The organism is Kitasatospora sp. NPDC059088 (assembly GCF_042738155.1).
Taxonomy (GTDB): Bacteria; Actinomycetota; Actinomycetes; order Streptomycetales; family Streptomycetaceae; genus Kitasatospora.
The window spans coordinates 1-7,736 of the sequence record NZ_JBHYGR010000059.1 but is presented as its reverse complement, the minus strand read 5'-3'; the positions used below and the strand labels follow the sequence as shown (position 1 = coordinate 7,736).

At 78.1% G+C, this 7,736-nt stretch carries 1 protein-coding gene; it reads left to right on the top strand.

Features of this window, described 5'->3' with window-relative positions:
• Positions 1 to 13 precede the first annotated feature (13 nt).
• Positions 14 to 7,736 (top strand): amino acid adenylation domain-containing protein (locus tag ACFWXO_RS24985; protein ID WP_380526080.1); only part of this gene is annotated, 7,723 nt, incomplete at its 3' end.

Below are 7,736 nucleotides of genomic sequence, written 5' to 3'. Positions count from 1 at the left end.
GGATCCGACGACCATGACGCCTTCGACGCCTTCGACACCCCCGGGGCCCGCCCGGCGGGACCGCGCGGCCGCCCTCCCCGCCGACCTGCGGGAAGCGCTCCGGCTCCGGCTGGCCGGGAAGTCCGCCGCCGCCCCGGCGGGCATCCCGCGCGCCGACCGCGACCGGCCGCTGCCGCCGTCCTCCGTCCAGCAGCGGCTCTGGTTCCTGGACCGGCTGCGGCCCGGCGACCCGCGCTACAACAGCGCGCTCGCCGTCCGGTTCACCGGGCCGCTGGACGCCACGGCGCTCCGCGGGGCGCTGGCCGCCGTGGTCGCCCGGCACGAGGCGCTGCGGACCGTCTTCGAGGAGGCCGACGGCCGCCCGGTGCCGACCGTACGGCCGGCCGGGCCGGTGCCGCTGCCGGTCCACGAGGTCGACGGCTCCGACCTCGACGCCCTGCTCCTCGCCGAGTACTCCCGCCCGTTCGACCTGCGGCACGGCCCGCTGCTGCGCGCCCTGCTGCTGCGCGAGTCCGCGCACTCCCACGTGCTCCAGCTGACCGCCCACCACATCGTCACCGACGGCTGGTCGATGGGCGTGGTCCTGGACGAACTGTGCACCGGCTACGCGGCGCTGGCCCGCGACGAGGCCCCGCAGCTGCCGCCCGTCGCCGTCCAGTACCCGGACTACGCGGCCTGGCAGCGCGAGCAGCAGACCGGGGCCCGGGCGGACAGACAGCTGGCCCACTGGAAAGAACGCCTGACCGGAGCGGTGCCCCCCGAACTGCCGCTGGACCACCCCCGGCGCGGCGAGGAGGCCGGCCCCGGCGCCGTCCACCCCTTCACCGTCCCCGCCGCGCTCACCGCCCGGCTGCGCGCGCTCGCCGCCGAGCGGCAGGGCACCCTGAACACCGCCCTGACGGCCGGCGTCCAGGCGCTGCTGGCCCGCTGGTCCGGGCAGGCGGACGTCACCGTCGGCTCGCTGACGCCCGGGCGCGTCCGCACCGAACTGGAGCGGGCCGTCGGCTGCTTCGTCAACACGGTCGTGCTGCGCACCCGGGTCGACCCGGCCGGCTCCTTCCGCGACCTGCTGACGGCCGCCACCGGGACCGGCAACGACGCCCTCGCGCACGGCGACACGCCCTTCGAGCGGGTGGTCGAGGCGGTGGCCGCGCCCCGCGAGGCCGGCCGCAACCCGCTGTTCGACGTCCTGGTGCTGCTGCACCCCGCACCGCCCGCGGCCACCGCCCCGGCCGGTACCGCGATCACCCCGGTGGACGTGCCCCGGCAGGCCGCCACCTTCGACCTCAGCGTGGAGTTCGTTCCCGACGGCGAGGCGCTCACCGGCCTGCTGGAGTACCGCGCCGACCTCATCGACCCGGCCACCGCCCGCCGCACCGCCGACCAGCTGCTGCGCCTGCTGGCCGGCGCCGCCGCCGAACCGGACCGCCCGCTCGGCACCCTGCCGCTGCTCTCCCCGGCGCAGACCCGGCAGCTCCTCCACGACTGGAGCGGCACCGGGCTGCCCGTCGAACCCGCCACCCACCCCGACCTGCTGGCGCGCCGGGCGGCCCTGACGCCCGACGCCCCGGCCCTGGTCGCCGGGGGCGAGGCGCTCGGCTACGCGGAGCTCAACACCCGCGCCAACCGGCTCGCCCACCAGCTGATCGCCCGCGGCATCGGCCCCGAACAGCTGGTCGCGCTGCACCTGCCGCGCACCGCCGACATGATCACCGCGATCCTGGCCGTCTGGAAGACCGGCGCCGGCTACCTGCCGCTGGACCGCGCGCTGCCCGCCGAACGCGTCGCGTTCCTGCTCGCGGACGCCCGCCCGGCGCTCGTCCTGGACGAGGCGGCGCTGCGCGCGCTGCCCGCCGACGGCCCCGCCACCGACCCCGGCGACGCCGACCGCACCGCCCCGCTCGACCCCGCCAACACCGCCTACGTGCTGTACACCTCCGGCTCCACCGGCCGCCCCAAGGGCGTCGCCGTGCCGCACCGCGCGCTGGCCAACCTGCTCGCCGCCCACCGGGCCGGGTTCGTCGCCGAGGCCGGCGGCGGCCCGCTGCGGGTCGCGCTGACCGCCTCGTTCTCCTTCGACACCTCCCTGGAGGGCGTGCTGCTGCTGGCCGACGGCCACCCGCTGCACCTGGTCGACGAGACCACCCGGACCGACCCGGCCGCGCTGGTCGAGTACGTGGTCCGCCACCGCATCGACTTCCTCGACCTCACCCCCTCCTACCTGCGCCAACTGCTGCCCGCCGGGCTGCTCGACGACCCCCGGCACCGCCCCCGGGTGCTGATGCTCGGCGGCGAGGCGGTCGGGCCCCGGCTCTGGCGCGAACTCGCCGCCCACCCGGACGTCGCCGCGTACAACTACTACGGCCCCACCGAGTGCACCGTCGACGCGCTGGCCTGCCGGATCGCCGCCGAGGACCGCCCGCTGATCGGGCGTCCGCTGCCCAACCTGCGGGCGTACGTCCTGGACGACCGGCTCCGGCCGGTGCCGCCCGGGGTCGGCGGCCAGCTCCACCTGGCCGGCGAGCAGCTCGCCCGCGGCTACGCCGGCCGCCCCGGGCTGACCGCCGCCCGGTTCACCGCCGACCCGTACGGGCCGCCCGGCGCTCGGATGTACCGCACCGGCGACCTGGCCCGCTGGACGGCCGACGGACGGCTGGAGTACCTGGGGCGCGCCGACGACCAGGTCAAGGTGCGCGGCCACCGGATCGAGCCCGGCGAGGTCGAGGCGGCCCTGCTGGACCTGCCCGGGGTCGCCGCGGCCGCCGTCGCCGCCGTGCCCGACCGGCACGGCCACGCCCGGCTGGCCGCCTACCTGGTGTTCGCCGACGGCGCCGCCCGGACCGCCGCCGACCTGCGGGCGGCGCTGCGCCGCACCCTGCCCGACCACCTGGTGCCCTCCTCGTACACCGCCCTGGAGGCGCTGCCGCTCAGCACCAGCGGCAAGCTGGACCGCCGGGCCCTGCCCGCCCCCGAAGTCCACGTGACGGAAAGGGAGTTCGTCGCCCCGCGGACCCCCGAGGAGCAGACCCTGGCGGCGATCTGGGCCGAGGTGCTCGGCCTGCCCCGGGTCGGCGCCACCGACAACTTCTTCGAACTCGGCGGCGACTCCATCCTGAGCATCCAGGCCGTCTCCCGGGCCCGCGCGGCCGGGCTGCTGATCGGCTCCCAGGACGTCTTCCGCCACCAGAGCGTCGCCGACCTGGCCGCCGCCTGCCTGGCCGCCGCCGCCCGCCCGGCCGCCGCCACCGCACCGGCGCCGCGCCGTCCGGACGGACCCGCCCCGCTCACCCCGGTGCAGGACTGGTTCCTCGCCGACCACGGCCCGCTGCGGCACTTCACCATGTCGCTGCTGCTCGACCTGCCGCACCGGCTCGACCGCCCCGCCCTGGAGGCCGCCCTGCGGGCCCTGGTCACCGCCCACCCGGCGCTGCGCACCCGCTTCACCGACGGCCCCGGCGGCCGACGGCAACAGCCCGTGGACACCCCGCCGGACGCCGCCCTGCTGAGCACGGCCGACCCGGCTGGCGACCGGGCCGAGGCCGCCGACGCCGCCCGCGCCCGCCTCGACCCGGCCACCGGCGCCCTGCTGGGCGCCGTGCTGTTCCCTCCGGCCGACGACGGCGCCCGCCCCCAACTCCTGCTGACCGCCCACCACCTGGCCGTGGACAGCGTCTCCTGGCGGGTGCTGCTCGCCGACCTCGAACGGGCCTACCGGCAGGCCGAGTCCGGCGCCACGCCCGAGCTGGAGCCCGAGCCGGTCCCGTTCACCGACTGGGCCCACCGGCTCGCCGGACACGTCCGCGCGGGCGCCCTCGACCCGGCCCTCCCGTACTGGACGGACCAGGCCGGGCAGCCGGCCCACCCGCTGCCCGTCGACCACCCCGGCACCCCGACCGCCGGCTCCGTCCGCACCCTGCGCACCCGGCTGGACGCCGCCACCACCGCGGCCCTGCTGCGCAGCGTCCCCGAGGTCTACCGCACCCAGGTCAACGACGTGCTGCTGAGCGCCCTCGGCCGGGCCCTCGCCGACTGGACCGGCCGGGCGGAGGTCACCGTCGCCCTGGAGGGCCACGGCCGCGAGGACCTCTTCGACGGCCTCGACCTCAGCCGTACGGTCGGCTGGTTCACCACCCGGTATCCCGTCACCCTCGCCCCCGCCGGGACGGCCGACGCCCCCGACTGGGGCGCCACCCTCAAGCGGGTCAAGGAGCGGCTGCGCTCCCTCCCGCACCGGGGCCTGAGCTTCGAGGCACTGGCCAGGCTGCGCCGGGACGACCCGGCGGCCCGCGCCCTGCGGGACGTCCCGCTGCCGCAGGTCTGCTTCAACTACCACGGCCAGTGGACCGCGCCCGCCGGCGGCGACTTCGCCCCGGCCGGCCCGGCGCCCGGCCGGGAGCTCGCCCCCGGCGAGCCGCTGGACCACCTGCTGGACGTCTCCGCCGTGGTCGCCGACGGCGAGCTGGAACTCACCTGGCACTACAGCGACCAGGTGCACGCGAGCGCCACCGTCCGCGCCCTCGCCGACGCCACCGCCGCCGCGCTGACCGCCGTCGTCGAGCACTGCGCCCGCCCCGGCGCGGGCGGCCGCACCCCCTCCGACTTCCCGCTCGCCGGGCTGGACCAGGCCGCCCTGGACCGGACCGTCGGCGACGGCCGGGACGTCGAGGACCTGCTGCCGCTCACCCCGCTCCAGGAGGGCATGCTCTTCCACCGCCTGGTCGGCGGCCCCGACGACGTCTACCTCGACCAGGCCGCCCTGCTGCTGGACGGCGTCACCGACCCGCAGGCCTTCGCCCTGGCCTGGCAGCGGGTCACCGACCGCACGCCCGCCCTGCGCACCTCGGTGGTCTGGGAGGGCGTCCCCGCCCCGCTCCAGCTGGTGCGCCGCGGCGTCCGGCTGCCCGTCACGGTGCACGACCTGCGGGCCCTGGACCCGGCGCGGCGCGCCGAACGCCTGGAGCGGCTGCGCGCCGATGACCTCGCCCGGGGCCTGGACATCGCCACCGCCCCGCTGACCAGGCTCACCCTGGTCCGGCTGCCGGAGGCCCGGCTGCACCTGCTCTGGACCTCCCACCACCTGATCCTGGACGGCTGGAGCCTCGCCCAGGTGCTCACCGAGGTGTTCGAGGAGTACGCCGCCGTCACCACCGGCACCGCCCCCGCCCCCGCGGTGCGCCGCCCCTTCGGCGACTACGTCCGCTGGCTGGCCGCCCAGGACGCCGCCGCCGCCCGGGCCCACTGGCGCGGCGTGCTGGCGGGCTTCGCCGGTGCCACCCCGCTGCCCGTCGACCGGGCCCGGCGCGAGGCCCACCGGGCCCGCTCGGCGCAGAGCCACCGCGCGGGCCTGTCCGAGGAGGTCTCCGGACGGCTCGCCGACACGGCCCGCCGGGCCGGGCTCACCCTCGGCACCGTGGTGCAGGGCGCCTGGGCGCTGCTGCTGGCCCGGTACGCCGGTGAGCCGGAGGTGCTGTTCGGCACCACGGTCTCCGGCCGCCCCGAGGACCTGCCCGGCGTGGAGTCGATGATCGGCCTGTTCATCAACACCCTGCCCACCCGGGTCCGGGTGGAGAGCGGGCGCACCGCCGCCGACTGGCTGCGCGCCCTCCAGGAGGCCCAGGCCGAGGCCCGGCGGCACGCCGCCGTCTCGCTCGCCGAACTCACCGGGTACAGCGACCTGCCCCCCGGCGGCGCGCTGTTCGACAGCATCGTCGCCTTCGAGAACTACCCCTTCGACGACGCCCGCGCGGCCGGCGCCGGGGTGCGGCTGGCCGAGGTCTCCTCCCGGGACGCCACCAACTTCCCGCTGGTGCTGCGCGCCCACCAGGGGGAGCGGCTCGGCCTCGACCTCGGGTACGACCCGGAGCTGTTCGACGCCGACACCGTCCGCGCGCTCGCCGGGCGGCTCTGCCTGCTGCTCGCCGGGCTGGCCGACGGCCTGGACCGGCCGCTGCGCGAACTCGCCTGGACCACGCCCGAGGAGCGCCGCCGGGCGACCGGGCCGGTCACCCTCCCGGCCCGGCCCCGGAACACCCTGGTGGACCTCTTCGAGGCCCAGGCCGCCCGCACCCCGCACGCCCGGGCCGTCAGCCACGGCGCCGAGCACCTCGACTACGCCGAACTGGACGCCCGGGCCTCCCGGTTGGCCCACCGGCTGGCCGAACTCGGCGCCGGGCCCGAGCGGTTCGTCGCCCTCGCGCTGCCCCGGACGGCCGACCTGGTGGTGGCCGTGCTCGCCGTGCTCAAGGCCGGCGCGGCCTACCTGCCGCTCGACCCGGACCTGCCCGCCGAACGCCGGGCCGAACTGCTCGGCGACGCCGCCCCGGTGGCCCTGGTGACGCTCGACCGCACCGACGCGGACGTCCCCGTCCTGGCACTGGCCGACCCGGCCGTGCGCGCCGACCTGGAGCGCCGTCCGGCCGCCCCGCTCGGCCCCCGCCACCGCCCGCTGTCCGACAACCCCGCCTACGCCATCTACACCTCCGGCTCCACCGGCCGCCCCAAGGGCGTCGTGGTGCCGCACGCCAACGTGGTCCGGCTGTTCGACCACACCCGGGAACTCCTCGGCTTCGGCCCGCAGGACGTCTGGACGCTGTTCCACTCCTACACCTTCGACTTCTCGGTCTGGGAGCTCTGGGGCCCGCTGCTGCACGGCGGCCGACTGGTCGTGGTGCCCGCGGACACCGCCCGCGACCCGGAGGCGTTCCTGCGGCTGCTCGCCGACGAGGGCGTCACCGTGCTCAACCAGACCCCGTCCGCGTTCCTGCCGCTGGTCCGCGCCGACGCCGAACACCCCGAACTCTCCCGGCGGTCGGCGCTGCGCACGGTCGTCTTCGGCGGCGAGGCACTGGACGTCACCCGGCTCGCCGACTGGTACGCCCGCCACCCCCAGGACGCCCCGCGCCTGGTCAACATGTACGGCATCACCGAGACCACCGTGCACGTCACCCACGCCCCGCTGGACGCCGCCACCGCCGCCGCGGGCGGCCCGGCCCCGCTCGGCGACGGCTTGGCCGACCTGCGGCTGTACCTGCTGGACGCCGACCTCGCAGCCGTCCCCCCGGGCGCGGTCGGCGAGCTGTACGTGGCGGGGGAGGGGCTGGCCCGGGGCTACCTCGACCGGCCCGGGCTGACCGCCACCCGCTTCCTCGCCGACCCCTTCGGCGCCCCCGGCACCCGGATGTACCGCACCGGCGACCGGGCCCGCCGCTCGGCCGACGGCAGCACCCTGCACTACCTGGGCCGGTCCGACCAGCAGGTCAAGATCCGCGGCTTCCGGATCGAGCCCGGCGAGGTCGAGGCCGCCCTGCTCACCCACCCCGGCGTCGGCCAGGCCGCCGTGGGCGTGCACCAGGACGCCGCCGGCACCCGCCGGCTGGTCGCCCACGTCGTCGCCGGGGAGGGCGCGACCGAGCCGCCGTCCGCCGCCGACCTGCGCGCCCACCTGTTGCGGCTGCTGCCCGCCTACCTGGTGCCCGCCGGCTACGTCCCGATGGCGGCGCTGCCGCTCACCCCCAACGGCAAGCTCGACCGGCGCGCGCTGCCCGCCCCCGGCCCGGACGGCTACCCGGGCACGGCCGGCCGGGACCGCACCGCACCGCGCACCCCGGCCGAGCAGCTGGTGGCGCGGGCCTGGGCGGCCGTGCTGGACACCGGCGAGGGGGGGGGCGCGGGCCCCGAGGTGGCGGCCGGGCGGCGGCCCCCCCCCCCCGCGCCGGCGCCCCCCCCCCCCGCGGGGC